At 73.9% G+C, this 26,513-nt stretch carries 19 protein-coding genes and 4 pseudogenes; 15 read left to right on the top strand and 8 right to left on the bottom strand.

Annotated elements, in window-relative coordinates; translation table 11 throughout:
- Positions 1 to 26 precede the first annotated feature (26 nt).
- Positions 27 to 356, bottom strand: a complete 330-nt coding sequence (locus BJF88_RS05805; protein WP_075828116.1) for an MBL fold metallo-hydrolase — start codon at positions 354 to 356, stop codon at positions 27 to 29.
- A 117-nt stretch (positions 357 to 473) separates the two neighbouring features.
- Here BJF88_RS05805 and uvrA point away from each other — a divergent pair.
- A pseudogene (uvrA, locus tag BJF88_RS05810) lies at positions 474 to 3,471 on the top strand (excinuclease ABC subunit UvrA).
- Between the two features lie 66 nt (positions 3,472 to 3,537).
- Here the strand turns inward: uvrA and BJF88_RS05815 are convergent.
- Positions 3,538 to 4,023, bottom strand: a complete 486-nt coding sequence (locus tag BJF88_RS05815; RefSeq protein WP_075828152.1) for an OsmC family protein — start codon at positions 4,021 to 4,023, stop codon at positions 3,538 to 3,540.
- 144 nt (positions 4,024 to 4,167) lie between these two features.
- Here BJF88_RS05815 and uvrC point away from each other — a divergent pair, with 144 nt between their 5' ends.
- The 9 genes and pseudogenes from uvrC (at position 4,168) to BJF88_RS05860 (ending at position 13,781) form a co-directional block, all read left to right on the top strand.
- Positions 4,168 to 6,315: an excinuclease ABC subunit UvrC gene (gene uvrC, locus BJF88_RS05820; protein ID WP_075828117.1), complete on the top strand. Its 2,148-nt coding sequence runs from the start codon at positions 4,168 to 4,170 to the stop codon at positions 6,313 to 6,315.
- Positions 6,316 to 6,335: 20 nt separating this feature from the next.
- Positions 6,336 to 7,273, top strand: a pseudogene (gene rapZ, locus BJF88_RS05825) (RNase adapter RapZ).
- Entirely contained in the window at positions 7,270 to 8,247 is a 978-nt protein-coding gene (gene yvcK, locus BJF88_RS05830; RefSeq protein ID WP_255371800.1) for a uridine diphosphate-N-acetylglucosamine-binding protein YvcK, read from the top strand. The pseudogene rapZ and the gene yvcK overlap by 4 nt, the downstream one beginning before the upstream one ends.
- Before the next feature lie 93 nt (positions 8,248 to 8,340).
- Positions 8,341 to 9,321, top strand: coding sequence for a DNA-binding protein WhiA (whiA, locus tag BJF88_RS05835; protein WP_075828118.1), 981 nt, complete (start codon positions 8,341 to 8,343; stop codon positions 9,319 to 9,321).
- 367 nt (positions 9,322 to 9,688) lie between these two features.
- A complete protein-coding gene (gene gap / locus BJF88_RS05840) occupies positions 9,689 to 10,693 on the top strand; it encodes a type I glyceraldehyde-3-phosphate dehydrogenase (RefSeq protein WP_075828119.1) in 1,005 nt (334 codons plus the stop codon).
- A 159-nt stretch (positions 10,694 to 10,852) separates the two neighbouring features.
- Positions 10,853 to 12,052 carry a phosphoglycerate kinase gene (gene pgk / locus BJF88_RS05845; RefSeq protein WP_075828154.1) on the top strand — a complete coding sequence of 400 codons (1,200 nt, stop codon included), beginning with the start codon at positions 10,853 to 10,855 and terminating at the stop codon, positions 12,050 to 12,052.
- Between the two features lie 79 nt (positions 12,053 to 12,131).
- Positions 12,132 to 12,922, top strand: a pseudogene (gene tpiA, locus BJF88_RS05850) (triose-phosphate isomerase).
- Positions 12,923 to 13,088: 166 nt separating this feature from the next.
- Complete coding sequence (gene secG / locus BJF88_RS05855; protein ID WP_075828120.1) at positions 13,089 to 13,331, top strand: preprotein translocase subunit SecG; 243 nt, start codon at positions 13,089 to 13,091, stop codon at positions 13,329 to 13,331.
- Positions 13,332 to 13,433: 102 nt separating this feature from the next.
- Positions 13,434 to 13,781 (top strand): RNA polymerase-binding protein RbpA, encoded by a 348-nt coding sequence (locus BJF88_RS05860; RefSeq protein WP_075828155.1) that lies wholly within the window; start codon positions 13,434 to 13,436, stop codon positions 13,779 to 13,781.
- A gap of 75 nt (positions 13,782 to 13,856) precedes the next feature.
- Here the strand turns inward: BJF88_RS05860 and BJF88_RS05865 are convergent, their stop codons facing one another.
- The 6 genes and pseudogenes from BJF88_RS05865 to tkt all read right to left on the bottom strand — a co-directional run bounded on the left by BJF88_RS05865 (position 13,857) and on the right by tkt (position 21,417).
- Entirely contained in the window at positions 13,857 to 14,561 is a 705-nt protein-coding gene (locus BJF88_RS05865) for an O-methyltransferase (RefSeq protein WP_075828121.1), read from the bottom strand.
- Positions 14,558 to 15,343: a 6-phosphogluconolactonase gene (gene pgl, locus BJF88_RS05870; RefSeq protein ID WP_075828122.1), complete on the bottom strand. Its 786-nt coding sequence runs from the start codon at positions 15,341 to 15,343 to the stop codon at positions 14,558 to 14,560. Before pgl ends, BJF88_RS05865 begins: the two co-directional genes overlap by 4 nt.
- Complete coding sequence (gene opcA, locus BJF88_RS05875) at positions 15,340 to 16,260, bottom strand: glucose-6-phosphate dehydrogenase assembly protein OpcA (RefSeq protein ID WP_075828123.1); 921 nt, start codon at positions 16,258 to 16,260, stop codon at positions 15,340 to 15,342. Before opcA ends, pgl begins: the two co-directional genes overlap by 4 nt.
- A gap of 73 nt (positions 16,261 to 16,333) precedes the next feature.
- A pseudogene (gene zwf, locus BJF88_RS05880) lies at positions 16,334 to 17,874 on the bottom strand (glucose-6-phosphate dehydrogenase).
- A gap of 110 nt (positions 17,875 to 17,984) precedes the next feature.
- On the bottom strand, positions 17,985 to 19,118 hold the full coding sequence (gene tal, locus BJF88_RS05885) for a transaldolase (protein WP_075828124.1): 1,134 nt from the start codon (positions 19,116 to 19,118) through the stop codon (positions 17,985 to 17,987).
- A gap of 136 nt (positions 19,119 to 19,254) precedes the next feature.
- Positions 19,255 to 21,417: a transketolase gene (gene tkt / locus BJF88_RS05890; protein ID WP_075828125.1), complete on the bottom strand. Its 2,163-nt coding sequence runs from the start codon at positions 21,415 to 21,417 to the stop codon at positions 19,255 to 19,257.
- A 522-nt stretch (positions 21,418 to 21,939) separates the two neighbouring features.
- Here tkt and BJF88_RS05895 point away from each other — a divergent pair.
- The 5 genes from BJF88_RS05895 to scpB all read left to right on the top strand — a co-directional run bounded on the left by BJF88_RS05895 (position 21,940) and on the right by scpB (position 26,416).
- Positions 21,940 to 22,791 carry a heme o synthase gene (locus BJF88_RS05895; RefSeq protein ID WP_075828126.1) on the top strand — a complete coding sequence of 284 codons (852 nt, stop codon included), beginning with the start codon at positions 21,940 to 21,942 and terminating at the stop codon, positions 22,789 to 22,791.
- Complete coding sequence (gene xerD / locus BJF88_RS05900) at positions 22,788 to 23,768, top strand: site-specific tyrosine recombinase XerD (RefSeq protein WP_369824494.1); 981 nt, start codon at positions 22,788 to 22,790, stop codon at positions 23,766 to 23,768. The genes BJF88_RS05895 and xerD overlap by 4 nt, the downstream gene beginning before the upstream one ends.
- Positions 23,769 to 23,950: 182 nt before the next feature.
- Positions 23,951 to 24,766, top strand: coding sequence for a ParA family protein (locus BJF88_RS05905; RefSeq protein ID WP_075828157.1), 816 nt, complete (start codon positions 23,951 to 23,953; stop codon positions 24,764 to 24,766).
- The gene (locus BJF88_RS05910) at positions 24,750 to 25,673 is read left to right on the top strand and encodes a ScpA family protein (protein WP_075828127.1); all 924 of its coding nucleotides are present in this window, start codon (positions 24,750 to 24,752) and stop codon (positions 25,671 to 25,673) included. The genes BJF88_RS05905 and BJF88_RS05910 overlap by 17 nt, the downstream gene beginning before the upstream one ends.
- The gene (scpB, locus tag BJF88_RS05915) at positions 25,670 to 26,416 is read left to right on the top strand and encodes an SMC-Scp complex subunit ScpB (RefSeq protein WP_083648903.1); all 747 of its coding nucleotides are present in this window, start codon (positions 25,670 to 25,672) and stop codon (positions 26,414 to 26,416) included. Before BJF88_RS05910 ends, scpB begins: the two co-directional genes overlap by 4 nt.
- Positions 26,417 to 26,513 lie beyond the last annotated feature (97 nt).

A 26,513-nucleotide genomic window follows, 5' to 3' on the forward strand; every position in this document is an offset into this window, starting at 1 on the left:
CAGCCGGCGGTCGACCGTGACTCCTGTCACGGCCTCGACCGCGTCGGCGTCGTCGGCACCGGCGGCGACGGCCGCCCCGTCGCCGCGACGACGGCGGCCAGGGCGCCGACGTGGTCGCGGTGGCGGTGCGTCGTCACGACGGCGACGAGGCGCCCGGCGCCGCCCTCGGCGACGAGCGCGAGCAGGCGCTCGGGGTCGGCCGCCGCGTCCACGAGGAGCTGGTCGCCGGTCGCCCGGCAGGTCAGCAGGTAGGTGTCGTTCGACATCGGCCCGACGGCGAGCTTGCGGACCTCGAGCTCGTCGAGGACGCGCAGGTCGGCCGGCCCGCCCACCACCACCTCGCCCGTGTACGTCATCGCGCCAGTGTGCCGCAGGGCGAGCGATGTGGACGTGCGCACCGGGCGGCGTGAGGGAACGGGGGAGGGGCGTCGAACACGTGTGCGAGCGTCGGTGGCCGGACGTACCATGCTGCGGTGAGCAATCGCCTCGTCATCTCCGGTGCCCGCGAGCACAACCTGCGCGACGTCGAGCTCGACCTCCCGCGCGACCAGCTCATCGTCTTCACCGGCCTGTCGGGCTCGGGCAAGTCCTCCCTCGCGTTCGACACGATCTTCGCCGAGGGCCAGCGACGCTACGTGGAGTCCCTGTCGGCGTACGCGCGCCAGTTCCTCGGGCAGATGGACAAGCCCGACGTCGACTTCATCGAGGGCCTGTCGCCCGCCGTGTCGATCGACCAGAAGTCGACGAACCGCAACCCGCGGTCGACCGTCGGCACCATCACCGAGTCTACGACTACCTGCGCCTGCTGTTCTCGCGCGCCGGCACGCAGCACTGCCCGGTGTGCGGCGAGCGCGTCACCGCGCAGACGCCGCAGCAGATCGTCGACCGACTGCTCGAGCTGCCCGAGGGCACGCGCTACCAGGTGCTCGCGCCCGTGGTGCGCGGGCGCAAGGGCGAGTACTCCGAGCTCTTCAAGGAGCTCCAGGCGAAGGGCTTCGCGCGCGCCCGTGTCGACGGCGAGGTGCGCACGCTCACGACCCGCCCGTGCTCGAGAAGAAGCTCAAGCACGACATCGAGGTCGTCATCGACCGCCTCGTGGCGCGCGAGGGCGTGCAGCGCCGGCTCACCGACTCCGTCGAGACGGCGCTCGGGCTCGCCGGCGGCCTCGTCGTGGTCGAGCTCGTGGACGCCGACGCGGACGACCCCGCGCGCGAGCGCCGCTTCTCGGAGAAGCGTGCGTGCCCGAACGACCACGAGCTCGCCCTCGACGAGATCGAGCCGCGGACGTTCTCCTTCAACGCGCCGTACGGCGCGTGCCCGGAGTGCACGGGCATCGGCTTCCGCCTCGAGGTCGACCCGGACCTCGTGATCCCCGACGACGAGAAGTCGCTGCGCGAGGGCGCCGTCGCGCCGTGGGCGCAGGTGTCCTCGGAGTACTTCGAGCGCGTGCTCACCGCGCTCGCCGACGACCTCGGCTTCTCGATGGACACCCCGTGGCGCGCGCTGCCCGAGCGCGCGAAGAAGGCCGTGCTGCACGGCCAGAACCACCAGGTGCACGTGCGCTACAAGAACCGCTGGGGTCGCGAGCGGCAGTACTCCACCGGGTTCGAGGGCGTCATCACGTTCCTCGAGCGCCGTCACACCGAGACCGAGTCCGAGTGGTCGAAGGAGAAGTACGAGGCCTTCATGCGCGAGGTGCCGTGCCCCGTGTGCCGCGGCGCGCGCCTCAAGCCCGAGGTGCTCGCGGTCCGCGTCGGCGACAAGTCGATCTGGGACGTGTGCCGGCTGCCCCTGCGCGAGGCCGCAGACTTCCTCGGCAACCTCGAGCTCGGTCAGCGCGAGCGGGCCATCGCCTCGGAGGTGCTCAAGGAGATCGACGCGCGCCTCGGCTTCCTGCTCGACGTCGGCCTCGACTACCTCTCGCTCGAGCGCCCGGCGGCGACGCTGTCCGGCGGCGAGGCGCAGCGCATCCGGCTCGCGACGCAGATCGGGGCAGGGCTCGTCGGCGTCCTGTACGTGCTCGACGAGCCGAGCATCGGCCTGCACCAGCGTGACAACCGCCGCCTCATCGAGACGCTCACGCGACTGCGCGACCTCGGGAACACCCTCATCGTCGTCGAGCACGACGAGGACACCATCCGCACGGCGGACTGGATCGTCGACATCGGCCCGGGTGCGGGCGAGCACGGCGGGCGCGTCGTCCATTCGGGCGACTACGCGGGCCTGCTCGAGGCGCCGGAGTCGGTGACGGGGGCGTACCTGTCGGGGCGTCGCAGCATCCCGCTGCCCGGGCACCGCCGGCCCACCGACCCGGACCGTCAGGTCACGGTCGTCGGGGCGCGCGAGCACAACCTCACGGGGATCGACGTGAGCTTCCCGCTCGGCACGTTTACGGCGGTCACCGGCGTGTCGGGCTCGGGCAAGTCGACGCTCGTGAACTCGATCCTCTACACCGTCATGGCGAACGAGCTGAACGGCGCCCGCCAGGTCGCCGGTCGGCACACGCGCGTCACGGGGCTGGACCAGCTCGACAAGGTCGTGCACGTCGACCAGGGACCGATCGGGCGCACGCCGCGGTCCAACCCGGCGACGTACACCGGGGTGTGGGACCACGTCCGCAAGCTCTTCGCGGAGACCACCGAGGCGAAGGTCCGCGGGTACACGCCCGGCCGGTTCTCGTTCAACGTCAAGGGCGGGCGCTGCGAGGCGTGCTCGGGCGACGGGACGCTGAAGATCGAGATGAACTTCCTGCCCGACGTCTACGTGCCCTGCGAGGTGTGCCACGGCGCGCGGTACAACCGCGAGACGCTCGAGGTGCACTTCAAGGGCAAGACGGTCGCGGACGTCCTCGACATGCCGATCGAGGAGGCCGCGGAGTTCTTCGCCGCCGTCCCGGCGATCTCGCGGCACCTCAAGACGCTCGTCGAGGTGGGCCTCGGCTACGTCCGGCTCGGGCAGCCCGCGCCCACCCTGTCGGGCGGCGAGGCTCAGCGCGTCAAGCTCGCCAGCGAGCTCCAGAAGCGTTCCACGGGCCGCACGGTCTACGTGCTCGACGAGCCGACCACCGGTCTGCACTTCGAGGACATCCGCAAGCTCCTCGGCGTGCTCCAGTCGCTGGTCGACAAGGGCAACACCGTCCTCGTCATCGAGCACAACCTCGACGTCATCAAGAGCGCGGACTGGATCGTCGACATGGGCCCGGAGGGCGGGTCCGGCGGCGGCAAGGTCGTCGCGCAGGGCACGCCGGAGAAGGTCGCGCGCGTCGCGGCCAGCCACACCGGCCGCTTCCTCGCCGAGATCCTCGACCAGCATCCCGCGGTTCCGGTCGGCGATCCCGGTCCGTCGAAGGCGCCGGCGCAGGACGGCGCCGCGGCGAAGGCGTCCACGAAGCGCTCCGCGAAGGCGCGCAAGGCGGCGGACGAGGACGGGACCTCCCGCCGTACCTCCCGGCGCAAGGCCTCCGCCGCCTGAGGCGAGGCGTCGCCCGAGGTCGGGATCCATCCGACCTCGGGCGAACCGGCGCCCGGATCCGGAGGCTCAGGCCGCGGCGCGCCGCGCGGGTGCGGGCTCGACGAGCACCCGGAAGTTCACCGAGCGCGCGAGGAAGCAGTGGTCGTGCGCGCGGCGGTGCAGCACGGCGAGGGACTCCTCGTCGGTGCCGGGGCCGTCGTCGAGCACGACGCGCGGGTGGAGCGTCACGTCGGTGAACTGGCCCTCGCCGCCGGACTCGACGCGCATCGTCCCGGTGGCGTCGTCGACGTACTCCCGGACGACGACGCCGGCGGCGGCCGCGAGGTGGAGGAACCACAGCATGTGGCACTGGGACAGGCTGACGACGAACAGCTCCTCGGGGCAGTAGCGGGTCGGGTCGCCCCGGAACGCCGGGTCCGCCGATCCGGCGAGGGGCGGCCTGCGGTCGAGGAGGACGTCGTGGTCGCGGCTGTACGCGGTGTAGGACGTGGTGCCCGTCTCGCCCGCTCCCGTCCAGCGGACCGTCGCCGAGTACCCGTGCTGTGCGCTCATGCCCGTCACCCTAACCGTCCGTGACGCCCGTCACACCGCGCGCCCCGCTCCGGCGGGCCGGGCGTCGTCGGGCCCGTCCTCGCCCTTCGCCCTCGACCCCCGCGCCGGCCCGTGACGTCGGTGCGCTGACCTAGGCTGGAGACCATGGCTGACCCCGCGACGTACCGCCCTGCGCCGGGGGAGATCCCCACCTCGCCGGGCGTCTACCGGTTCCGGGACGAGCACGGGCGCGTCGTCTACGTGGGCAAGGCGAAGAACCTGCGGGCGCGGTTGTCGAGCTACTTCCAGGACATCGCCAACCTGCACCACCGCACCCAGACGATGGTGACGACGGCCGCCTCGGTCGAGTGGACGGTCGTCGGGACCGAGGTCGAGGCGCTCGCCCTCGAGTACACGTGGATCAAGGAGTTCGACCCGCGGTTCAACGTCAAGTACCGCGACGACAAGTCCTATCCCTACCTCGCCGTGACGATGGGGGACGAGTTCCCCCGCGCCCAGGTCATGCGCGGCGCGAAGCGGCCCGGCACGCGGTACTTCGGCCCCTACGGGCACGCGTGGGCCATCCGCGAGACGCTCGACCTCCTGCTGCGCGTGTTCCCCGTGCGCACGTGCTCGGCAGGGGTGTTCAAGCGCGCCCGCCAGACGGACCGGCCGTGCCTGCTCGGGTACATCGACAAGTGCTCGGCACCGTGCGTGGGCCGCATCACGCCCGAGGACCACCGCGCGCTCGCCGAGGACTTCTGCGACTTCATGGCGGGGGACACCCAGCGGTTCGTCAAGCGGCTCGAGCGCAAGATGCAGGAGGCGGCGGCCGCGATGGAGTACGAGGCGGCCGCGCGCCTGCGCGACGACATCGGCGCGCTCCAGCGCGCGACCGAGAAGAACGCGGTCGTGCTCGGCGACGGCACCGACGCGGACGTCTTCGCGCTCGCGGGCGACGAGCTCGAGGCCGCGGTCCAGGTGTTCCACGTGCGCGGCGGACGGATCCGCGGTCAGCGCGGCTGGATCGTGGAGAAGGTCGAGGACGTCACCGACGCCGAGCTCGTCGAGCACCTGCTCCAGCAGGTGTACGGCGCGGCGGAGGAGGCCGCCGCCGTCGACGCGCGCACCGGGGCCGGCGCGCACGGCGGGGCGCGCGACGTCGTGCCGCGCGAGGTGCTCGTCCCCGTCCTGCCGCCCGACCTCGAGCAGGTAACGACGTGGCTCACGGGCGTGCGCGGCGCGCGCGTCGACGTGCGCGTCCCCCAGCGCGGCGACAAGAAGGAGCTCGCCGCCACCGTGCGGGCGAACGCCGAGCACGCGCTCGCGCTGCACCGCACGCGCCGCGCCGGCGACCTGACCACCCGCAGCCAGGCGCTGCGCGAGATCCAGGAGGCGCTGGAACTCGACACGGCGCCGCTGCGGATCGAGTGCTACGACGTCTCGCACAACCAGGGCACGTTCCAGGTCGCCTCGATGGTGGTCTTCGAGGACGGGCTCGCCCGCAAGAGCGAGTACCGCCACTTCACCGTCCGCGGGCCGGACGGCGAGGGCGCGCGCGACGACACCGCGGCGATGCACGAGGTCATCACCCGCCGGTTCAGGCGCTACCTGACCGACCGCACGCGCCTCGGCGGCCTCGAGGTCGACCTCGAGGCGGACGAGGCCGTCGGCGCCGGGGCCGACGGTCCCGGCGAGCACGCCGACCGCGACGCGCGCGACGCGGGCTACGTCCCGCGCTCGGGCGAGGTCGACGCGGCCGCGCCCGACGACCGCCGCGCGCGGTTCGCCTACCCGCCGAACCTCGTCGTGGTCGACGGCGGGCCGCCCCAGGTCGCGGCCGCCGCCCGGGCGCTGGCCGAGCTCGGCATCGACGACGTCGCGCTGTGCGGGCTCGCGAAGCGGCTCGAGGAGGTGTGGCTGCCGGGCGAGGACTATCCCGTGATCCTGCAGCGCTCCTCCGAGGGGCTGTACCTCCTGCAGCGCGTGCGCGACGAGGCCCACCGCTTCGCCATCAGCCAGCACCGCAGGAAGCGCAGCAAGGGCATGACGGCGTCCGCCCTCGACGACGTGCCCGGCCTTGGCCCCGCGCGCAAGAGCGCGCTGCTCAAGCACTTCGGCTCGCTCAAGCGGCTGCGCGCCGCGAGCGCCGAGGAGATCGCGACGGTGCCGGGCATGGGCGAGCGCACGGCGCAGGCCGTCGTCGCCGCGCTCGGGCAGGGGAGCACCACCGCGCCCGGCGAGGGCAGCACGTCCGCGCCCGGCGAGGGCAGCACGTCCGCGCCCGGCGAGGGCAGCACCGCCGCGTCGTGATCGGCTGGCATGCTGGAGCCATGAGACCGGAACCCTCCCCGACCACGGTCCCGAGCGGGATCCCCGCGATCGAGGCCGCCGCGCCGGCTCCCGAGCGCCGCGAGGCGGAGGTGCTCATCATCACGGGCATGTCGGCGCCGGGCGCTCGCGCGCGGCGGCTGTCCTCGAGGACCTCGACTGGTACGTGGTGGACAACCTGCCGCCGCGCATGATCGTCCCCCTCGTCGACCTCATGACGCGCTCGGGCTCGACGCTCGAGCGCATCGCGGCCGTCGTGGACGTCCGCGGGCGCGAGTTCTTCCAGGACCTCGTCGAGGTGCTCGACCACCTGCGCCAGAGCGGGGTGTTCTACCGCATCCTCTTCCTCGACGCGTCGGACGAGGTGCTCGTGCGCCGCTACGAGCAGGTGCGCCGGCCGCACCCGCTCCAGGGCGAGGGGCGCATCCTCGAGGGCCTGGCCGAGGAGCGGCGGCTGCTCGCGAGCCTCGAGGAACGTGCCGACGTGGTCATCGACACCTCCGAGCTCAACGTGCACGACCTCGCCCGCGAGGTGCGCTCCGCCGTGGCCGAGGGCACGCCCGACACGCTGCGGATCAACGTGGTGTCGTTCGGCTTCAAGTACGGGCTGCCGCTCGACGCCGACCACGTCGTCGACGTGCGCTTCCTCGCGAACCCGTACTGGATCACCGAGCTGCGCCACCTGACGGGGCGGGACGCCCCGGTGCGCGACTACGTGCTCGCCCGGCCGGGCGCCGTCGAGTTCGTCGACCGCTACGTCCACGCGCTCGAGCCGGTCCTCGCGGGCTACCTCGGCGAGGAGAAGCGGTACGTGACGATCGCCGTCGGCTGCACGGGCGGCAAGCACCGGTCGGTCGCGATCAGCGAGGCGATCGCGGCGCGCCTGCGCCAGCGCGGGCAGCGGGTGACCGTCACCGCCCGCGACCTGGGCAAGGAGTGACGTACGCCGTGGCCGCGGGGAGGTCGCCGGCGGTGGTCGCCCTGGGCGGCGGGCACGGGTTGTCCGCCACCCTGTCGGCGCTGCGCCTGATGTCCGACCGCTTGACCGCGGTCGTCACGGTGGCGGACGACGGCGGGTCCTCCGGCCGGCTGCGCACCGAGCTCGGCGTGCTGCCGCCCGGCGACCTGCGGATGGCGCTCGCGGCGCTGTGCGACGACTCCGAGTGGGGCCGCACGTGGAGCTCGCTGCTGCAGCACCGCTTCACCTCGGAGGGAGACCTCGACAACCACGCCGTCGGCAACCTGCTCATCGTCGCGCTGTGGGAGCTGCTGGACGACCCGGTCGCCGGGCTGGACTGGGTGGGCCGGCTCCTCGGGGCGCGCGGGCGGGTGCTGCCGATGGCGGCCGTGCCGCTAGGCATCGAGGCGGACGTCCGCACCGGCGACGCCCTGGAGACGGTCGTGGGCCAGAGCCGGGTGGCCGTCACGCACGGGCGCATCGAGCAGCTGCGGCTGGTGCCGTCGGACCCGCCGGCGTGCCCGGAGGCGGTCGCCGCGGTCGAGGCCGCGGACTGGGTCGTGCTGGGTCCCGGGTCGTGGTTCTCGTCCGTCATGCCGCACCTGCTCGTCCCGGAGCTGGCGCGTGCGCTCCACGAGACGCCGGCGCGGCGCTGCGTGACGCTGAACCTGTCGAGCGACACGGGGGAGACGTACGGCCTGTCCGCGACGGACCACCTCGAGGCGCTGCACAAGCACGCGCCGGGGCTGCGCATCGACGCCGTGGTGGCGGACCCGTCGGCCGTGGAGGACACCGACCAGCTCGCGCGGACCGCGGCGACGATGGGCGCGCGGCTCCTGCTGCGCCAGGTGCGGCTCGGCGACGGGACCGCGCGGCACGACGCCCTGCGCCTGGCCGCGGCGTACCGCGACGTGTTCGACGACTTCCTCGGCGACGTCGGGACGCTCGCCCGCTGAGCGGTGGTGACGTGCGCGAGGCCACACGCGCGCACCCGCCCGGCGCCCGCCCGACGGCCGTCCTGCTCTTGGATCGATGGCAGGATGTCGCCCATGGCGCTCACGGGACAGGTGAAGGACGAGCTGGCTCGGCTGCGGGTGGACAAGACGTCCTGCCGCAAGGCCGAGGTCTCGGCGATGCTCCGCTTCTCCGGCGGGCTGCACCTCATCTCCGGCCGCGTCGTCATCGAGGCCGAGCTCGACACCGCGATCGCCGCGCGGCGTCTGCGCGAGACCATCGCCGACGTGTACGGGCACAGCAGCGAGCTGATCGTCGTCTCGGCGGGCGGCCTGCGCAAGGGCAGCCGCTACGTGGTCCGCGTGGTGCGCGACGGCGAGTCCCTCGCGCGCCAGACCGGGCTGCTCGACCAGCGCGGGCGCCCCGTGCGCGGCCTGCCGCCCCAGGTGGTCTCCGGCGGCCTGGAGGAGGCGGAGGCGGCCTGGCGCGGCGCGTTCCTCGCGCACGGGTCGCTCACGGAGCCGGGTCGTTCGTCCGCGCTCGAGGTGACGTGCCCCGGCCCGGAGGCCGCCCTCGCGCTCGTCGGCGCGGCGCGCAGGCTCGGGATCCCGGCGAAGTCCCGCGAGGTCCGCGGCATCGACCGGGTCGTGATCCGGGACGGCGACGCCATCAGCGCGCTGCTGGCGCGCATCGGCGCGCACGAGGCGGTCCTGGTGTGGGAGGAGCGTCGCACCCGCCGCGAGGTCCGGGGCACGGCGAACCGGCTCGCGAACTTCGACGACGCGAACCTGCGCCGGTCGGCGCGCGCCGCGGTCGCCGCGGGCGCGCGCGTGGAGCGCGCCTTCGAGATCCTCGGGGCCGACCTGCCCGACCACCTGCGCGAGGCCGGCGAGCTGCGCCTCGCGCACAAGCAGGCGTCGCTCGAGGAGCTCGGCCAGCTCGCCGACCCGCCGCTGACCAAGGACGCCGTCGCCGGGCGCATCCGGCGCCTGCTGTCGACCGCCGACAAGCGCGCGGCGGAGCTCGGCATCCCGGACACCGAGGCGGGCCTGAGCCCGGAGCTGCTCGACCTCTGAGCGCCGGTCGCCGACCGGGCGCCGCGGGCCGCCGCGCGGGAGGCGTGCGTGGCCCGGGAGCGCGACGGTGGTGGTCGCGCGCGTCCGGGGCGGCGGTCCCGAGGCGTGGGACCCAGGTCACACGATGGCGAGGTGTTGGTATAGGCTCGGGAGGGTCAGGTGACGACGACGTGCTCCTTCGCTGACACCCCTCGTGCGCGTGGGCGGTCGCGGCTGTCGCCGTGGCGGTCCGTGGGCAGGAGAGGTGCGGGGCCGGTTCGTCCGGCAGCGAGCACGGGCGTGATCACCACCTGCGTACGCCGTCGTACGTGATCGTTCGGCATCAACCGTGTGCGTCGGGCAACCGGCGCGCCCTGAGGAGGGCATTGTGACCATCCGCGTCGGTATCAACGGCTTCGGTCGGATCGGACGGAACTTCTACCGCGCCATCGTGGAGTCGGGCGCTGACGTCGAGATCGTGGGGGTCAACGACCTCACCGACAACAAGACGCTCGCGCACCTGCTGAAGTACGACACCGTCCTCGGCCGTCTTCCGCTGAGCGTGGACTTCGACGACGACAACATCATCGTCGACGGCAAGAAGATCCGCGCCCTTGCGGAGCGCGACCCCGCGAACCTGCCCTGGGGCGAGCTCGGCGCCGACATCGTCATCGAGTCGACCGGCTTCTTCACCGACGCGACCAAGGCCAAGGCCCACATCGACGCCGGCGCGAAGAAGGTCATCATCTCGGCCCCGGCGAAGAACGAGGACGGCACGTTCGTCGTCGGCGTGAACCACGAGCAGTACGACCCGGCGACGCAGCACGTCATCTCCAACGCGTCGTGCACCACGAACTGCCTCGCGCCGCTGGCCAAGGCGCTCAACGACTCGATCGGCATCGAGCGTGGCCTCATGACCACGATCCACGCCTACACGGGTGACCAGAACCTCCAGGACGGCCCGCACAAGGACCTGCGCCGTGCGCGCGCCGCGGCGCAGAACATCGTGCCGACCTCGACGGGTGCGGCCAAGGCCGTCTCGCTCGTGCTCCCGGAGCTCAAGGGCAAGCTCGACGGCTACGCGCTGCGCGTCCCGGTCATCACGGGCTCGGCGACCGACCTCACCTTCACGGCTGCCAAGGAGGTGACGGTGGACGAGGTCAACGCCGCCGTCAAGGCCGCGGCCGAGGGCCCGCTCAAGGGCGTCCTCGAGTACGTCGAGGACGAGATCGTCTCGAGCGACATCGTGACGAACCCGCACCAGAGCATCTTCGACGCGAAGCTCACCAAGGTGATCGGCGACCAGGTCAAGGTCGTCTCCTGGTACGACAACGAGTGGGGCTACTCGAACAGCCTCGTCGCGCTCACGCAGTACGTGGGCGAGCGTCTCTGACGACCGCGCGCCTCGCGTGATCCGACACGTCCGCGCACGCGCCGCCGCCCCCGGGCCGGCGGGTGCGCGGACGTCGTCGTGCCCGGGGAGCGCCGCGTCCGCGCGTCGCGCCCGCCCCCGCCCCGACCACCTCGGCGGCACCGGAAGACAGGAGTGCTCATGAAGACGATCGACGACCTCGGTGACCTGCGCGGCACGCGCGTGCTGGTCCGGTCCGACTTCAACGTCCCGCTCGACGGGACGACCATCACGGACGACGGCCGCATCCGCGCCGCGCTGCCCACGCTCACGAAGCTCACCGACGCCGGCGCGAAGGTCGTCGTCATGGCGCACCTCGGCCGCCCCAAGGGCGAGCCGGACCCCAAGTACTCGCTCGCGCCGGTCGCCGCGCGCCTCGGCGAGCTGCTCGGCGTCCCGGTGCACCTCGCCGAGGACGTCGTCGGTCCGTCCGCGCGCGCCACGGTCGAGGGCCTCGGGGAGGGCGAGGTCGCCCTGCTCGAGAACATCCGGTTCGACGCCCGGGAGACCTCGAAGGACGACGCCGAGCGCCAGGCGCTCGCGCGCGACCTCGCGGGCCTGGCCGACGCCTTCGTCTCCGACGGGTTCGGCGTGGTGCACCGCAAGCAGGCGTCGGTGTACGACGTCGCGCAGGTGCTGCCCGCGGCCGTGGGCGAGCTCGTCCTCAAGGAGGTCGACTCCCTCAAGCGCGCGACCGAGGACCCGGAGCGCCCGTACGCCGTCGTGCTCGGCGGCTCGAAGGTCTCCGACAAGCTCGGCGTGATCGCGAACCTGCTCACCAAGGCGGACCGCCTGCTCATCGGCGGGGGCATGGTCTTCACGTTCCTCGCGGCCAAGGGCCACCAGGTGGGCAAGTCGCTGCTCGAGGCCGACCAGATCGACACCGTCAAGGGCTATCTCGCGGACGCGGAGAAGAACGGCGTCGAGATCGTCCTGCCGACGGACGTCGTCGTCGCGGAGGCCTTCGCGGCCGACTCGCCGCACGAGGTCGTCGCCGCCGACGCGATCCCCGAGGACAAGATCGGCCTCGACATCGGCCCCGCCTCGGGCGAGCTGTTCGCGAGCAAGATCGCCGACGCGCGCACCGTCGTGTGGAACGGCCCCATGGGCGTGTTCGAGTTCGACGCGTTCGCGGGCGGCACCCGCGCCGTCGCGCAGGCGCTGGTCGACGCGACCGCGGCCGGTGCGTTCACGATCGTCGGCGGCGGCGACTCCGCGGCCGCCGTGCGCACCCTCGGGTTCGACGAGGCGGGCTTCAGCCACATCTCCACCGGCGGCGGCGCGAGCCTCGAGTTCCTCGAGGGCAAGGACCTGCCGGGCATCTCGGTCCTCGAGGCCTGAGACCGCACCCTGACCGACCGGGCGCGCCGCCCCGTGAGAACGGGGCGGCGCGCTCACCGAAGAGAGAAGACGACACACCGTGGCGAACCGCACCCCGCTCATGGCGGGCAACTGGAAGATGAACCTGGACCACCACCAGGCGACGCACACCGTGCAGAAGCTGGCGTGGACCCTCAAGGACGCGAAGCACGACTACGCGGCCGTCGAGGTCGCCGTGCTGCCGCCGTTCACCGACCTGCGCTCGGTGCAGACCCTGGTGGACGCCGACAAGCTCGAGCTGCGCTACGGCGCGCAGGACGTCTCGGCGCACGCCGAGGGCGCCTACACCGGCGAGATCTCCGCGGCGATGCTCGCGAAGCTCGGCGTCACCTACGTCGCCGTCGGGCACTCCGAGCGTCGCCAGTACCACGGCGAGTCGGACGCGCTCGTGAACGAGAAGATCGTCGCGGCCGTGGGCCAGGGCCTCGCGCCGATCCTGTGCGTCGGTGAGGGCCTGGACGTGCGCAAGGCCGGCGACCAGATCCGGTACACGCTCGCGCAGCTCGAGGGCGCCCTCGCGGGCATCCCGGCCGCGCAGGTCGCCGACCTCGTCGTCGCGTACGAGCCGGTGTGGGCCATCGGCACCGGCGAGGTCGCGACCCCGAGGACGCGCAGGAGGTGTGCGGAGCGATCCGCGGCGCCCTCGGCGACCTGTACGGCGCGGACTTCGCCGCCTCGACGCGCGTGCTGTACGGCGGCTCGGTGAAGTCGTCCAACGTGGCCGCGATCATGGCGCAGCCCGACGTCGACGGCGCGCTCGTCGGCGGCGCGAGCCTCGACCCCGAGGAGTTCGCCAAGATCGTGCGCTACCAGGCCCACGCAGGCGCCTGACCCGCGCCCCTGCGCCGGTCGTGCGGACCGGGCCGCAGGGGTTGGCCGCGACGCCCCCGCGTCGCCTACTCTTGACCCCTGTGCGGCAGGTCACGGCCCGTCGCGACAACCGTGCGGTCGGCCTCGATGCACCGTCGAGCCGGCCCTGAGCTTCAAGGACGTACTCGTGGACGCGTTGCGCATCATCCTCCAGGTCCTGCTGGTCCTGACCAGCGGCTTCCTCACCCTGCTCGTGCTCATGCACAAGGGGAAGGGCGGCGGCCTCTCGGACATGTTCGGCGGCGGGATCTCGACCTCGGTGGGCAGCTCCGGTGTCGCCGAGCGCAACCTCAACCGCATCACGGTGACGTTCGCCGTCGTGTGGACGGTCGTCATCGTCCTGCTGGGGCTGATCCAGAAGGTGAGCTGAGGCTCCCGCCCCTGCGGGGCGGAGCCCCGGGCGGCGCGAGGGGACGCGGCGCCCGCAACGGACCGGGTGCCCGTGGGTGGCACGCAGGACGGGGGAGTGCACGTGGCAGGTGGAAACGCGATCCGTGGGTCGCGCGTGGGTGCAGGTCCTCCCGGGGAGACGGAACGGGGCGAGGTGGCCCCGCGGTTCCGCGTGTCGTACTGGTGCGCGAACGGGCACGAGACGCGCCCGAGCTTCTCCTCCGAGGCGGACATCGAGGCGCCCGAGACGTGGGACTGCCCGCGCTGCGGGTTCCCCGCCGGGCAGGACCGGGAGCACCCGCCGTCGCCCGCGCGCAACGAGCCCTACAAGACGCACCTCGCGTACGTGAAGGAGCGGCGTTCCGACGCCGACGGGGTGGCGATCCTCGACGAGGCGCTCGCCGCGCTGCGTGCCCGACGCGGACGCTGACCGTCCGAGCCTGCCGTCCGAGAACCGTCGGACGGCGGGGCGAGCGTGCGTGGACGCCGGCTCCCCGCCGGGAGGTCAGCCGACGACGCGTGCCAGCACGAACCCGTCGTAGCCCTTCTCGCCGACGGTCTGCAGGGCCGTCGCCTCGAGCCGCGGGTCGGCCGTGATCGCGTCGACGAGGCCGTGCACGCCGCGGACGTCCGGGTCATCCCCGCTCGGGCCGGCCACCGCCCCGCCCCGGACCGTGTTGTCGACGACGACGAGCGTGCCCGGGTGGGACAGGTGCAGCGCCAGGTCCAGGTACACCGGGTTGGACGGCTTGTCCGCGTCGACGAAGACGAGGTCGAACGCCTCGGCGCCGTCCTCGACGAGGCGGCGCAGGCTGTCGGCAGCGGGTGCCACCAGCACCTCGACCCGGTCCTCGAGACCGGCGGAGGCGAGGTTCTCGCGGGCGACGGCCGCGTGCCGCGGGTCGATCTCGCAGGTGACGAGCGAGTCATCGGGCGCGAGGGCGCGCGCCAGCCAGATCGTGGAGTACCCACCGAGGGTCCCGACCTCGAGGATGCGGCGGGCGCCGCACGCGAGCGCGAGGAGCTGGAGGAACCGGCCCTGCGCGGCCGAGACCTGGATGGCGGGCAGCCCGGCCTCGCGCGCGCGGCGGCGCGCGGCGGCGAGCACCGCGTCCTCGCCGACCAGCGGCGCGAAGTACGCGTCGACGGCGGCCCACGTCGACCGCGGGTCGTCCGGCGCCGCGCCGTGCGCAGCGGCGGAGGAGGTCATCGAGGGCCGTCCCCACTGCCGCTCCCGGGCACCGAGTCGCCCGCGGCGGCCGCGTCGACGAGCCACAGGGTGCGCTCGGTGCCGGCGACGCCGGCGGCAGGCGTCTCGTGGACGTCGGCGCCACCCAGCGCGGAGGCGACGGCCGGGGCCTTCTCCTCCCCGGCGGCGACCACCCACACCTGCCGCGCGGCGGCGAGGGCCTCGAACGTAAGCGTGACGCGCTCGGGCGGGGGCTTCGGCGACCCGTGCACCCCGGCGGTCGGGACGCCGGTCACGTCCAGACCGGGGTGCCCGGGGAACAGCGAGGCGACGTGCCCGTCCGGCCCCATCCCGAGGAGCAGGACGTCGAACGCGGGGACGGCGGCGCCGTCGCCGGCGTGGCGGGCCAGCTCGGCGGCGTAGGCGGTGGCGGAGTCCTCCGGTGTCGGCGCCGCGTCGGCCGAGGGCATCGCGTGGACGTTGGCCGGCGGGAGCTGCGGGAGGTGGTCGAGCAGCGCGTCGCGCGCCTGCGTCTCGTTGCGGTCGCCGTCGCCCGCGGGCAGGAACCGCTCGTCGCCCCACCACAGGTGCACGCCGGTCCAGTCGACCGCGTCGCGGGCGGGGTGGCGCGCGAGCGCGGCGAGGCTCGCGATGCCGACCGTGCCTCCCGTCAGCACGACGTGGACGGGGCGCCGCACCGACTGCGCGTCGAGCAGCTCGGTCACGAGCCGCGAGGCCACCGCCTCGGCGAGCACCCCGCCGTCCGGGTGCACGACGACGCGCCGCCGCGTGCCGGCGGTCACGCCCCGACCTTCGCGAGCCCGCGCGTCAGCACCTGGCCGTAGACCTCGTCGGGGTCGAGGCGGCGCAGCTCCTCGATGAGCGCCTCGCTCAGCGTGCGCAGCGGGAGCGCGACGCGGCGGTCGGGCTTGCCCGGCTGGCTGATCGTGACGACGCGTCCGTCGGGCCGGTCGAGGACGATCGGGCCGCTGTGCCGCTCGAGCGTGACCTTCGTGATCGCTTCCGCACCCTCGACGCGCACCAGCTCGGCCGGGCACCGGAGCCGCTCGCCCAGCCACGCGGCGAGGAGGTCGAGCGACGTGTGGCCCGCCTGCCCCTCGACGCGCACGTGCGTGACGGGGTCGAACGGCGGCTGGTCGAGCGCCGCCGCGATGAGGCCGCGCCAGAGGGTGACGCGCGCCCACGCGAGGTCGGAGTCGCCCGGTCCGTACGTCCGCGCGAGGGACGCGAGCGTCGCCTGGGGGTCGTCGGCCGCGATGGAGTCGGTGACGCGGCGCTGCGCCATCGCGCCGACCGGGTCCTGGTCGGGGGACGCGGGGGGCTGCCCCGGCCACCACACGACGATCGGGGCGTCCGGCAGCAGCAGGGGCATCACGAGCGTGTCGGTGTGCTCGGACATCGGGCCCGACGCGCGGAGCACGACGACCTCGGAGGCGCCGGCGTCGCCGCCGACCCGGATCTGCGCGTCGAGGCCGGTGGACGTCTCGCGGGACGCGGGCGGTGCGACCACGACGATCCGGCACGGGTGCTCGCGGCTCGCGTCGTTCGCCGCCTCGATCGACCGCTCGATGTCGGCCTCCTCCGAGATGACGACGAGCGTGAGGACGCGGCCGAGCGCGATCGCGCCGCCCTCGTCGCGCAGCCGCACGAGCCGCTTGTTCACGGCGTTCGTCGTGGTGCCGGGCAGGTCGATGATCATCGCGGGTTCCTCCCCGGTCGGGTGGTGGCGGTGCGCTGGTCGGTGCGGGGGCGCGGCGCGGGCGCCGGAGCCGTCACGGCCGCCGCCAGGTGCGGCCGTCGCGCGCGAGCATCTCGTCGGCGGACGCGGGGCCCCAGGTGCCCGACCGGTACGGCTCGGGCGTGCCCTTCGCCGCCCAGTGCGCCGTGATCGGGTCGAGGATCTTCCACGACAGCTCGACCTCCTCGCGCGTCGGGAACAGCGGCGGGTCCCCGAGGAGGACGTCGAGGATGAGCCGCTCGTAGGCCTCGGGGGAGGACTCGGTGAACGAGTGCCCGTACCCGAAGTCCATCGTCACGTCCCGCACCTCCATGGCGGTGCCGGGGACCTTGGCGCCGAACCGCATCGTGACGCCCTCGTCCGGCTGGACGCGGATCACGAGGGCGTTGTTGCCGAGCTCGGACGCCTGGGAGCTCTCGAACGGCAGGTGCGGTGCCTTCTTGAACACGACCGCGACCTCGGTGACGCGCCGGCCCAGGCGCTTGCCCGTCCGCAGGTAGAAGGGCACGCCCGCCCAGCGGCGGTTGTCGACGTCCACGCGGACCGCCGCGTAGGTCTCGGTCGCCGAGTCGGCCGGGATGCCGTCCTCGTCGAGGAACCCGATGACCTCCTCGCCGCCCTGCCACCCGGCGGTGTACTGGCCGCGGGCGGTGTGGCGCGACAGGTCGTGCGGCACGCGGACCGAGGACAGCGCCTTGATCTTCTCGGCGCGCAGCGACGGGGCGTCGAACGAGACCGGCTCCTCCATGGCGACGAGGGCGAGGAGCTGCAGGAGGTGGTTCTGGATGACGTCGCGCGCGGCGCCGATGCCGTCGTAGTACCCCGCGCGCCCCCGATGCCGATGTCCTCCGCCATCGTGATCTGGACGTGGTCGACGTAGTTCGCGTTCCAGATCGGCTCGAACATCTGGTTCGCGAAGCGCAGGGCGAGGAGGTTCTGGACCGTCTCCTTGCCGAGGTAGTGGTCGATCCGGAACACGGAGTCGGGCGGGAAGACCTCGGACACGACGGCGTCGAGCTCGCGTGCGCTCTCGAGGTCGTGACCGAACGGCTTCTCGATGACGACGCGGCGCCACGCGTCGCCCTCCGAGCGGGACAGGCCCGACTCGGCGAGCTGGCGGCACACGACGGGGAAGCCGCTCGGGGGCACGGACAGGTAGAACGCGTGGTTCCCCCCGGTGCCGCGCTCGGCGTCGAGCGTCTCGACCGTCCGGCGCAGGCGCTCGAACGCCTCGTCGTCGTCGAAGGTGCCCTGCACGAACCGGATGCCCTCGGCGAGCTGGCGCCACGTCGCCTCCCGGAAGGGGGTGCGGGCGTGCTCCTTGACGGCGTCGTGGACGACCTGCGCGAAGTCCTGGTCCTCCCAGTCGCGGCGGGCGAAGCCCGTGAGGGCGAACCCGGGCGGCAGCAGGCCGCGGTTCGCGAGGTCGTACACCGCGGGCATGAGCTTCTTGCGCGCGAGGTCGCCCGTCACGCCGAAAATGACGAGCCCGCAGGGCCCGGCGATCCGGGGCAGCCGCAGGTCGGAGGGGTCGCGCAGCGGGTTGTGCTCTGCCGAGATTGTGGCCGGTCTCACCTGTTGGCACCGTTCCGTTCGAGGGTGGTGGGGGAGGTCTGGGAAGGCGTGCCGCGATCCTAGGAGGACCGCGGCACGCCGGTGCGGCGATGCCCGCGTGGCGGGACGCGTCAGCCGCGGGGCGCGGCGTCGCGCAGGCCGTCGCGGGTCGTGTCGAGCAGCTCCGTCCAGCTGTCCTCGAACTTGCGCACGCCCTCGCGCTCGAGGTCGTGCGTCACCTCGGTCATCGAGATGCCCTCGGACTCCACGGCCTCGATCGTGCGTCGTGCCGCGTCGGCGCCGCCCACGACCGTGTCCCCGGTGACGGCGCCGTGGTCGGCGAACGCCTGCAGCGTGGCCTCGGGCATCGTGTTGACGACGCCGTCCGTCACGAGCTCGGAGACGTACATCGTGTCGGGGTACTCGGGGTTCTTCACCCCGGTCGACGCCCACAGCGGCCGCTGCGGGCGCGCGCCGGCCGCGGCGAGCGAGCGCCAGCGGTCGGTGCCCACGAACTCCTGGTACGCCTCGAAGGCGAGCCGCGCGTTGGCGATCGCGGCGCGGCCCCGCAGGTCGAGCGCCTCGGGCGTGCCGACCTTCTCCAGCGCGGCGTCCACCGCGCTGTCCACGCGCGAGACGAAGAACGAGGCGACCGAGCCGATCGGCGCGAGGTCGATCCCGGCCGCGCGGGCCTGCTCCAGCCCCGTCGCGAACGCGTCCATGACCGCGCGGTACCGCTCGAGCGAGAAGATGAGGGTCACGTTCACGCTGATGCCCTTCGCGAGCGTCTGCGTGATCGCGTCGAGCCCCGTGAGCGTGGCGGGGATCTTGATGTAGACGTTGGGCCGGTCGATCGTGCGCCACAGGCGCTCGGCGACCTCGACGGTCGCCGACGCGTCCTCGTCCGCGAGCCGTGGGTCCACCTCGATGGACACGCGACCGTCGACGCCGTCGGTCGCGTCGTGGACGGGCCGCAGGAGGTCGGCGGCGGCGCGCACGTCGTCCGTGGTGATGCGCTCGACCGCCGCCTCGACGTCGGCCCCGTCGCGGGCGAGCTCGGCGAGCTGCGCGTCGTACGCGTCGCCCTTGGCGAGGGCCGAGGCGAAGATCGTCGGGTTCGTCGTCACGCCCACGACGCCGCGCTCGGCGACGAGGTCGGCGAGGTTGCCGGTGCGCAGCCGTTCGCGCGACAGGTCGTCGAGCCAGATGGACACGCCCGCCTGGCGGAGCTGGTCGATGGGGCCGGGGACGGTGGTCTGCGTCATCAGGAGTCCTCTCGTGGTGCCTCGAGGTGCTGCCGGGACGCCTCCGTCCCGGCGTGCCGCGCAGGGCTCGCGGTCCGTCGCGCGGCGGGCCGGGGTGGGGCGCCGGACCGGGCCCCACCCCGGAATCTACGACCGGTCAGTCGACGTCGCCAGTGCCGCCCTCGGTGGGCTTGGCCGGGCCGCCGGGCGCGTCGCCGCCGCGGGCCGCGGCGATCGAGTCGCGCGCCGCGGACGCCACGGCCTCGGCCGTGATGCCGAACTCGCGGTACAGGACCTTGTAGTCCGCCGAGGCCCCGTAGTGCTCGAGGCTGACGGTGCGGCCGGCGTCACCGACGAGCTCGTGCCACCCCTGCGCGACGCCCGCCTCCACGGACACGCGGGCCCGCACGGCCGCCGGCAGGACGGACTCGCGGTAGGCGTCGTCCTGGAGGTCGTACCACTCGCGGCTCGGGAGCGACACGACGCGGGCGGCGACCCCCTCGGCGGCGAGCAGCTCGCGCGCCTCGACGGCGAGCTGCACCTCGGACCCGGTGCCGATGAGGATGACGTCCGGCGTGCCCTCGGTGTCGAGCAGCACGTAGCCGCCGCGCGCGGTGCCCGACGCGTCGGCGTAGCCCTCGGTGCCGCGCGGGAACGTCGGCACGCCCTGGCGCGTGAGGATCAGGCCGGCCGGACGCTCGGTCGTCTCGAGGATCGTGCGCCACGCCCAGGCGACCTCGTTCGCGTCCGCGGGGCGCACGACGTCCAGGCCCGGGATGGCGCGCAGCGCGGCGAGGTGCTCGACCGGCTGGTGCGTCGGGCCGTCCTCGCCGAGGCCGATCGAGTCGTGCGTCCACACGAACGTCGTCGGGATCTGCATGAGGGCCGCGAGGCGCACCGCGGGGCGCATGTAGTCGGAGAACGTGAGGAACGTGCCGCCGTAGACCCGCGTCCCGCCGTGCAGGACGATCCCGTTGAGGATCGAGCCCATCGCGTGCTCACGGATGCCGAAGTGCAGCGTGCGCCCGTACTCGTTGCCCGGGAACTTCTTCGTGGAGTGCTCGACGGGCACGAACGACGGCTCGCCGTCCATCGTGGTGTTGTTCGAGCCCGCGAGGTCGGCCGAGCCGCCCCACAGCTCGGGCAGCACGTCCTTCAGCGCGGTCAGGACCTTGCCCGACGCCGCGCGGGTCGCCACCGCCTTGCCGGGCTCGAACGTCGGCAGCTCGTCCTGCCAGCCCCCGGGCAGCTCGCGTCGCGCGAGGCGGTCGAGGAGCTCGACGCCGGCGGGGTTGGCCGTGCGCCACGCCTCGAACGCCGTGTCCCACGCGCTGCGGCGGTCCGACTGCCGCTCGGCGACCGAGCGCGTGTGCGCGAGCACGTCGTCGTCGACCGCGAACGTCGCCTCGGGGTCGAGGCCGAGCTCGATCTTGAGCCCGCGCACCTCGTCCGCGCCCATCGCGGAGCCGTGGATGCCGCCCGTGTTCTGCTTGGTGGGGGAGGGCCAGCCGATGATGGTGCGCAGCGCGATGATCGACGGCTTGCCCGTCTCCGTGCGCGCGGCCTCGAGCGCCGCGGCGAGCTGGTCGACGTCCTCGCCGTAGCCGGTGCCGTCGTTGGTCCAGTCGACCCGCTGGGTGTGCCAGCCGTACGCCTCGTAACGCGCGAGGACGTCCTCGGTGAAGGCGATGTCCGTGTCGTCCTCGATGGAGATCTTGTTGTCGTCCCAGATCACCACGAGGTTGCCGAGCTGCTGGTGGCCCGCGAGGGAGGACGCCTCGGAGGTCACGCCCTCCTGGAGGTCGCCGTCGGAGGCGATGACGTAGACGTGGTGGTCGAACGGCGAGTCGCCCGGGGCGGCGTTCGGGTCGAGCAGTCCGCGCTCGCGACGGGCCGCGAACGCCATGCCGACGGCGGAGGCCAGGCCCTGGCCGAGCGGGCCGGTCGTGATCTCGACGCCGTTCGTGTGCTTGTACTCGGGGTGCCCGGGGGTCTGGGAGCCCCACGTGCGCAGCGCGGCGATGTCGTCGAGCTCGAGCCCGTAGCCCGCGAGGAAGAGCTGCAGGTAGATCGTGAGCGACGAGTGGCCCGCCGAGAGCACGAACCGGTCGCGACCGACCCAGTGCGAGTCCGCGGGGTCGTGGCGCATGACCTTCTGGAACAGCAGGTAGGCCGCGGGGGCCAGGGAGATCGCGGTGCCGGGGTGGCCGTTGCCGACCTTCTCCACGGCGTCGGCGGCGAGCGCCTTGATCGCCTTGACGGCCCGGTCGTCCAGGTCCGTCCAGTCCAGGGGCGTGTGAGCAGGGGACAACGCGTTCACCGAACCTCATTCCCGTCCGGAGCGCGCGGCCCCGGATCGTCGCGACATCTCGAAGCAGGCCGTCGGGCGCTCCCGGCCGGGCCGGTGGTCCGAGCGCGGCGTGCGCCCCGGAGGAGCGGTCGCGCGCCGCGGCGAGCCTGCGCCTCCAGCCTATACGCGTCGTGCGCGCGCGCCCGGTGGGTGACCACAGGGTGGATCGCGGCTCCGGTCCGCTGGCGTCCGCGACACGGCCGGGGCGGATCTCACACGCCCCGCGGGCCCGGTGGGTCGGTGTCCCGGCGGGGCGCGACGTACGATGAGCAGCGGACGGCCGGCGGACCGTCCCCGCTCGCCCCCCACCTCAGAACGGAACACCGAAGCGCGTGCACACCACGAGCCAGGCACCGATCGACGGCACCGGAGTCCCGTCGCGCACCGCGCCGACCCCTGGGCCGGGCGCTCGTCGGAGGCGGCGGCCGCGCCGGGTGACCGCACGCCCGTCGGCGCCGCGGGTGGAAGGGGCGCGTCGGCGCGTACGTCGCGCTGACGAAGCCGCGCATCATCGAGCTCCTGCTCGTGACGACCCTGCCGACGATGATCCTCGCGCAGGGCGGCATGCCCGGCGTGTGGCTCGTCCTCGCGACGCTCGTGGGCGGCGCGCTCGCGGCGGGCTCGGCGAACGCCTACAACTGCTACCTCGACCGCGACATCGACGAGGTCATGAACCGCACGAAGCGGCGTCCGCTCGTCACGGGCGAGGTGACGCCGCGCGCCGCGCTCGTGTTCGCCACCGTCCTCGGCGTCGTGGCGCTCGTGTGGTTCGCCGTGCTCGTCAACGCGGTGTCGGCCTGGCTGACGTTCGCCGCGATCGCGATCTACGTCGTCGGCTACACGATGATCCTCAAGCGCCGCACGCCGCAGAACATCGTGTGGGGCGGCATCGCCGGGTGCATGCCCGTCTTCATCGGCTGGTCCGCCGTCACGGGCTCGCTGAGCTGGGCGGCGCTCGCCCTGTTCCTCGTCATCTTCTTCTGGACGCCGCCGCACTACTGGCCGCTGTCCATGAAGTTCCGGCGCGACTACGCGACGGCCGGCGTGCCGATGCTCCCGGTCGTCGCGGACGACCGCCGGGTCGCGGTGGAGATGATCGTCTACGGCCTGGCCATGGTGGCGTCGTCGCTCGCGCTGTGGCCGCTCGCCGGCATGACGTGGTTCTACGGCGTCGTCGCCACCGCGCTCGGTGCGTGGTTCATGTGGTCGTGCGTGACGATGCTGCGGCGCGCCAAGGACCCCTCGCGCGGCAAGATCGGCGCGATGAAGGTGTTCCACGCGTCCATCACGTACCTGACCCTGCTGTTCGTCGCGGTCGCGGTCGACGTCTTCCTGCCCTGGTGAGCGGGCAGGCGCCGGTGAGCGGGTCCCCGGGACCGGCGACCGGCGTGCCCGGCGCGCTCGACCGCGCCGCCCGCGAGTACCTCGCCCACCTCGCCGTCGAGCGCGGGCTGTCCGCGAACACGGTCGCCGCCTACCGGCGCGACCTCGCGCGCTACGTCGCGTTCCTCGCGCAGCGCGGCAACCACGCGGTGCGCGACGTCGACGCGGACGACGTCGCCGCCTACGTCACGGCGCTGCGCACCGGGGCCGACGGCGGCGCGAGCCTCTCGGCGTCGTCGACCGCGCGCTCCGTGGCGGCCGTGCGGGGATGGCACCGCTTCTGCACCGCGGAGGGCCTCGCCGAGGTGGACCCGTCCGCCGACGTGCGCCCGCCCGCGCAGGGCAAGCGGCTGCCGAAGGCCATCTCGACGGACGAGGTCGAGCGCATCCTCGAGGCGGCGAGCTCCGGCGACGGGCCCGGGCCGTTGCGCGACCGCGCCCTGCTCGAGCTCGTGTACTCGACCGGCGCGCGCATCTCGGAGGCGGTGAGCCTCGACGTCGACGACCTGGACCTCGCGAGCGGCGCCGTCCGCCTGCTCGGCAAGGGCGGCAAGGAGCGCGTCGTCCCCGTCGGCTCGTTCGCCCGGCGCGCGCTCGACGCGTACCTCGTGCGCGGTCGTCCGGCGCTCGCGGCCGGCGGGCGCGGCACGCCGGCCGTGTTCCTCAACACCCGGGGGGCGCGCCTGTCGCGCCAGAGCGCGTGGGCGGTGCTGCGCACGGCCGCCGAGCGCGCGGGGATCGACCGGCCGGAGCGGATCTCGCCGCACACGCTGCGCCACTCCTTCGCGACGCACCTGCTCGCGGGCGGCGCCGACGTCCGCGTCGTGCAGGAGCTGCTGGGCCACGCCTCGGTGACGACGACGCAGATCTACACGCTCGTGACGCCGGACACGCTGCGCGAGGTGTACACCGCCGCGCACCCGCGCGCCCTCGGCTGACGCGACGGCCGAGCGCGCCACGCGGGGCGCGGACACCGGCCCGCCGCAGGGTCCTGCGATACCGTGGCGGACGTGAGCAGCCAGGCCGAGACACACCACGAGACGAGCCCTGCGCCCGTCGCCGTCCCGGAGACCTCGCCGGCGCCGCGGAGGCACCGCGGACCGACGTCGTCGGCCGGCCCCTGCCCGAGTTCCCCGAACCCGCTCCGCTCGCGACGCACGGCCCCGGGCGCATCATCGCGATGTGCAACCAGAAGGGCGGCGTCGGCAAGACGACGACCACCATCAACCTCGGCGCGGCGCTCGCGGAGTACGGCCGGCGGGTGCTGCTCGTGGACTTCGACCCGCAGGGCGCCGCCTCGGTCGGCCTCGGCATCAACCCGCACGAGCTCGACCTGACGGTCTACAACCTCCTCATGGAGCGCGAGGTCGACATCCAGGACGTGCTCCAGCCGACCGAGCTCGACAACCTCGACGTGCTGCCGGCGAACATCGACCTGTCCGCGGCGGAGGTGCAGCTCGTGGGCGAGGTCGCACGCGAGTCCGTGCTCGCCCGCGTGCTGCGCCCCGTCGTCGACGACTACGACGTCATCCTCGTCGACTGCCAGCCGTCGCTCGGCCTCCTCACGGTCAACGCGCTGACCGCCGCGCACGGGGTGCTCATCCCGCTCGAGTGCGAGTTCTTCGCGCTGCGCGGCGTCGCCCTGCTCGTGGAGACGATCGACAAGGTGCGCGACCGGCTCAACCCGCGCCTCGACGTCGACGGCATCCTCGCGACGATGTTCGACGCCCGCACGCTGCACTCGCGAGAGGTCGTCGCGCGGGTCCACGAGGCGTTCGGGGACAAGCTGCTCCAGACCGTCATCGGGCGCACCGTGAAGTTCCCGGACGCCTCCGTGGCCGCCGAGCCCATCACCGCGTACGCGCCCAACCACCCGGGCGCGCTGGCCTACCGGCAGCTCGCGCGCGAGCTGGTCGCCCGTGGCGACGCCGCCTGACACCGTCGGGGCACCCGAGCACCGCGGCTTCGAGGTCCGGCTCGACAACTTCAACGGGCCGTTCGACCTCCTGCTGTCCCTCATCACCAAGCACAAGCTCGACATCACCGAGGTCGCGCTCGGGCGGGTGACGGACGACTTCATCGCCTACATCCGCGACGCCGAGCGCGCCGCCGAGGCCGCGCGCGCGGCGGGGGAGCCGCACCCGGGGTGGGACCTCGGCACGGCGAGCGAGTTCCTCGTGGTCGCGGCCACGCTGCTCGACCTCAAGGCCGCGCGGCTGCTCCCGTCGGGCACCGTGGACGACGAGGAGGACCTCGCGCTGCTCGAGGCGCGCGACCTGCTCTTCGTGCGGCTCCTGCAGTACCGCGCGTACAAGGAGGTCGCGGGCGTCCTCGCGGAGCGGTTCGAGAGCCAGGGCCGCCGCTTCCCGCGCGTCGTGCAGCTCGAGCCGCACCTCGCGGCGCTCCTGCCCGAGCTCGTGTGGACCATGGGCCCGGACCGGCTCGCCGCGCTCGCCGCCGGCGCCCTCGCGCCCAAGCCGCCCCCGCCGGGCGTCGACCTGGCCCACCTGCACGCGCCGGCGGTGAGCGTGCGCGAGCAGGCCGGCCTGATCGCGGGGCACGTGCGACGGCAGGGGACGACGACGTTCCGCGCGCTCGTCGCGGACGCGGGCGAGACGGACGTGGTCGTCGCGCGCTTCCTCGCGCTGCTCGAGCTGTTCCGCGAGGGCCTGGTCGGGTTCGACCAGGTCACGCCGCTCGGCGAGCTCACGGTCCGCTGGGCCGGTGGCGACGACGACGGGGTCCGCGGCGCGGGCAGCGAATTCGACGAGTTCGACGAGACCGACGAGACCGACGAGAGCGCGGCGGCCCTGCGGGCCGGCGCCGAGGAGGTGCCCGCGTGAGCGAGACCAGCACGGGGTCGGCGACCGCCACCCCGGACGCCGGCCGGCCCGACGCCGCGCCCGTCCCCGACGTGCGCGACCTGCCCGGCGGCCTGCCCGCCGCGCTCGAGGCGGTGCTCGTCGTCGCGGACGAGCCCGTCCCGGCGGTCGAGCTCGCGGCGGCGCTCGAGGTCCCGACCGAGGAGGTGACGGCCGCGCTCGTCGCGCTCGCGGCCGAGTACCGCGGCGCGTCCGGCGCCCGGCCCCGCGGCTTCGAGCTGCGCGAGGTCGGCGGCGGGTGGCGTGTGTACTCCGCGCCGGCGCACGCGGACGTCGTGTCCCGGTTCGTCCAGGGCGGGCAGACGGCCCGGCTCACGCAGGCGGCGTTGGAGACTCTGGCCGTGATCGCGTACCGTCAACCGGTCAGCCGCGGGCAGGTCTCCGCGGTGCGGGGCGTGAACGTCGACGGCGTGGTGCGCACGCTCGTCGCGCGCGGGCTGGTCGCCGAGGTCGGGCAGGACCCGCACTCCGGCGCGGGCCTGTTCGGCACGACGGGGTACTTCCTCGAGCGGATGGGCTTCACGTCGCTCGACGAGCTGCCACCGCTCGCGCCGCACCTGCCCGGCATGGACGACCTCGAGGGCGTCGACGGGCTCGCCGACCTGCGCGGCGGTCGGCCGCCGCGCCGGTCCGCCGACGCGGACCGGGACACGTCGTCGGGCACCGCAGCGACGACCGACGACACGGACGAAGGACACGGATGAGCACAGCAGACGGGCGCCGGGGCGGCGACGGGCCGCGCCGGGGCGGCGGCGCACCGCGGGGACGCGGCGGCCAGCCGCAGGGCGCGGCGGGCAGGCA

Source organism: Cellulosimicrobium sp. CUA-896 (genome assembly GCF_001942335.1).
Classification (GTDB): Bacteria; Actinomycetota; Actinomycetes; order Actinomycetales; family Cellulomonadaceae; genus Cellulosimicrobium.

Excerpts from the sequence above, each read along its gene's own strand:
- BJF88_RS05805 (WP_075828116.1), bottom strand. The coding sequence starts at position 356 with ATGACGTACACGGGCGAGGTGGTGGTGGGCGGGCCGGCCGACCTGCGC.
- tal (WP_075828124.1), bottom strand. The coding sequence starts at position 19,118 with ATGACGCAGACCACCGTCCCCGGCCCCATCGACCAGCTCCGCCAGGCG.
- uvrC (WP_075828117.1), top strand. The coding sequence starts at position 4,168 with ATGGCTGACCCCGCGACGTACCGCCCTGCGCCGGGGGAGATCCCCACC.
- opcA (WP_075828123.1), bottom strand. The coding sequence starts at position 16,260 with ATGATCATCGACCTGCCCGGCACCACGACGAACGCCGTGAACAAGCGG.
- BJF88_RS05815 (WP_075828152.1), bottom strand. The coding sequence starts at position 4,023 with ATGAGCGCACAGCACGGGTACTCGGCGACGGTCCGCTGGACGGGAGCG.
- whiA (WP_075828118.1), top strand. The coding sequence starts at position 8,341 with ATGGCGCTCACGGGACAGGTGAAGGACGAGCTGGCTCGGCTGCGGGTG.
- BJF88_RS05865 (WP_075828121.1), bottom strand. The coding sequence starts at position 14,561 with ATGACCTCCTCCGCCGCTGCGCACGGCGCGGCGCCGGACGACCCGCGG.
- pgk (WP_075828154.1), top strand. The coding sequence starts at position 10,853 with ATGAAGACGATCGACGACCTCGGTGACCTGCGCGGCACGCGCGTGCTG.